We start from the raw sequence: 3,058 nt of genomic DNA, 5'->3' as shown, positions 1-3,058 counted from the left end.
ATATTGGCCCTCAGCAAGCCTTATTCTCCCAGTTCGGAGCACCTTTCTTCATGACCGACACCGGGCCGGACCGGGATTGCCGTGAAAGCGCGAGGTTAGGCAGGGAAGGGGGGTTCCCAGATCGTGATCGGTTCAATTTCGGTCGCGGAGAGCCGTGACGCCGCCTGCCTGCGAGCGGCCGCCGCGGACCGCGGATGATCCGCCGCGAGGCGGGCCGAGAAAGGTGGCCTAGCTGGTGGACCGGGAGGAGCGGCGCACGACCAGCTCCGGCACGAACAAAACCTGCTCGTGCCGGTGATCGGTCTCCTGCTCCTCGCGCATGAGGAGCGCGGCCGCGGTGCGACCGAGTTGCCGGCGGGGTTGGCGCACCGAGCTGAGGGGTACCGCGGCCGCGGCCGCGAACTCGATGTCGTCGTATCCGACGATGGCCAGGTCGTCCGGTACCCGCACCCCGGCGCTGACGCATTCCTGCAGCAGGCCGAGCGCGAGCAGGTCGTTGGCGCAGAACACCGCGGTGGGGCGCCGCCGGGCGGACCGTCCCAGCAACCGCTCGCCGGCGTTCTTGCCCTCGGTCACGGTCAGCGCCGCCGTCTCGACGTCCACCAGCCGGTCCGGGGGCAACCCGGCCTTCGTGAGTGCCTGTAGTGCACCGCTTTTGCGGTCTCGTACCTGTCCGAGGGTTGCGGGTCCGCCGACGAAGGCGATGCGGTCGTGGCCGGTCTCGATGAGATGTTCCACGGCGAGTTCGCCGCCGTGCACGTCGTCGACGGCGACCGAGCAGTGGGTGTTGCTGCTGCGGGTGCGGTCGACGATGACGACCGGGGTGCCGCGGCGGGGGAGCTCGTCCAGGATCGGGGCGTCGGGGTCGGACGGAGTGATCAAGATGCCCTGCACCCGCTGCTGCTCGAGCCTGTTCAGGTACGACAGTTCGCGGTCCGGGCGGTTGTCGCTGTTGCACAGGAACAGCGACAGATCGTTCGCCTCCGCCTCGTCCTCGATGCCCTGGGCGACGTCGGTGAAGAACGGGTTGGTGGCGTCGAGCATGACGTACCCGACGGTGCGGGAGCGGCCCGCGCGCAGCTGCCGGGCCGATTCGTTGCGGACGAAGCCGAGTTCGGTCATGGCGGCGTGGACCCGGGCGCGGGTCTTGGGGCTGACCACATCGGGCCGGTTGAGCACGTTCGATACCGTGCCCATCGACACCCCCGCCGCGTCCGCGACGTCGCGCACTCCGGCAGTGTGGCCACCGGGTGCGCGCGGATCGGAGTCCGTCACCAGCCCACCCCTTATAATTGAAACGTTCGTTGACGTTCAGACTACCCAGTGAGCAGCCCGGCCGGGCACAACCCCGCGCCACCGGCTCTGCCGTGTCCCATTCCCCGCGAATGCACCCGGACGCAGTGGCGCCCGCAGTCGGTCGGTGCACCGCGCGCCCGATCAGCATGGCGCAGTGCCGACGCAGCCGGAGGAATCGAAGCGATTCATTCGGCCACACCGGCACTGCGGCTGCGGTTGCGAGGTCAGGCGCGCTCGGCCTCGATCTGCTCGAGCGACTTGCCGGAGGTGTTGGGCATGAAGAACATGCCGACCACACCGCTGATGGTCAAGAACAGGGTCAGGAGCCCGGCCACCGGGCCGATGCTGGCGTGGGCGAGGACGGGAACGAAGAAGCTCCAGATTCCCAGGATCACGCGGGCGGTGCCGAATGTGATGCCCTGGGCCGTGCCGCGCAGCATGGTGGGGAACAGCTCCTGGCTGAAGACCTTGTAGAACGCTTCGCCGGCGAGCGCACCACCGAACGAGAAGAGCACGATGTTCAAGATGATGGTGGGGATGGTGAACGGGAAAATCAGGAACACCGCGTAGGAGGCGATGTTCATGACCGCGCCGATGCCCCACATGATTTTGCGCGCCTTGTGGCTGCGGTCGCTGAATCGCATGAAGATGGTGGTCACCGCGACGATGCCGAGCAGGAATCCCGCACACGAGAGGGCCAGGCTCATCGCCTGACTGCCGGCGCCGAGCGTGCGGATCATGTACGGGGTGAAGATGCCGGAGGTCCCTGCGGCCAGGTTCCAGAACAGGTAGATCGTCGTGGTCCACGCCAGAGCCTGCAGGTTGCGGCCTCGGAACAGGTCCCGGGCGCGTGCACCGACCGACGCTGCGCCGCCCGCGGCGGCACTGGCAGCCGACTTCCATCGCGCCGACTCCACCATGCCCTGCCGCAGCGCCCAGGTGACGATGGCGACGATGAACAGCTGCAGGAACACGATCCGGATACCGAGCAGCTCGAACGGTGCCAGCGCGAAAGCGAGCAGCAACACGACCACCGGACCCAGATACCAGGCCACCTGGGTCAGGCCCAGCAGTTTGCCGCGAGCCTTGGACGGGGAGAACTCGCCGACCAGGGCGAGCGAGGTCGGCACGTCGGCCCCGACCGCCACACCGATCACCAGCGCGCCCACGAAGAGCATCGGTGCGTTGACCGCGAACGCGACGCACAGGATGCCGAGCGCGTAGACGAGCAGGTCGTATTGGTAGATCCGTTTGCGGCCGAGCTTGTCACCGAGCCGGCCGCCGACGAACGCCCCGATCGCGGCCCCGATCGCATTCGGACCGATCGCGGCGAGAATGCCGACCGCGCCGGCGCTCATGCCGAACGCCGACTGCCACACCGCAAGGCCCGAGCCGAGCGCGACGATCGACCCGGCGTCGAGATACGACGCCATGCCGGCGAGGACGGTCCATTTCCATTGCTGCTTACTGACCGCGCCGGACTCGTCGACGTTCGGCGCGGTGTTGTTCGTCGAAGTCATGGAGCTTTCCCTGTCGAGGTGGGCTGCGGCACTCGCATCTGTTGCCATGGGAGTCTCATTCGAAGTGTAGTGTGATCCACGTCTCAATTTGAAACGTAATAATCAGCAACGATAGCGCTCACACCTCTAGCTGACAAGACCTTAAGAAAGTCAGTGAAACATGCTGTTCAATGCGTTAAACACCGCTGAGGCGGGGAGGGGCGATCGGAGTTTTTACGTTCAAAAACGCCTTGGGGCGGCGT

Annotated in this window: 2 protein-coding genes; both read right to left on the bottom strand. The window is 66.6% G+C overall.

Features of this window, described 5'->3' with window-relative positions; translation table 11 throughout:
* Positions 1 to 228: 228 nt before the first annotated feature.
* On the bottom strand, positions 229 to 1,275 hold the full coding sequence (locus ACFTZB_RS44565) for a LacI family DNA-binding transcriptional regulator (protein WP_378442254.1): 1,047 nt from the start codon (positions 1,273 to 1,275) through the stop codon (positions 229 to 231).
* 245 nt (positions 1,276 to 1,520) lie between these two features.
* Positions 1,521 to 2,816, bottom strand: a complete 1,296-nt coding sequence (locus ACFTZB_RS44560; protein WP_378442252.1) for an MFS transporter — start codon at positions 2,814 to 2,816, stop codon at positions 1,521 to 1,523.
* Between the last annotated feature and the right edge of the window lie 242 nt (positions 2,817 to 3,058).

The organism is Rhodococcus sp. NPDC057014 (assembly GCF_042673295.1).
Taxonomy (GTDB): domain Bacteria; phylum Actinomycetota; class Actinomycetes; order Mycobacteriales; family Mycobacteriaceae; genus Rhodococcus_F.
Note: the sequence above shows the minus strand (reverse complement) of the source record. Positions and strands in the feature narration are given on the sequence as shown.

Coding starts and splice junctions, on each gene's coding strand:
- ACFTZB_RS44560 (WP_378442252.1), bottom strand. CDS start 2,816: ATGACTTCGACGAACAACACCGCGCCGAACGTCGACGAGTCCGGCGCG.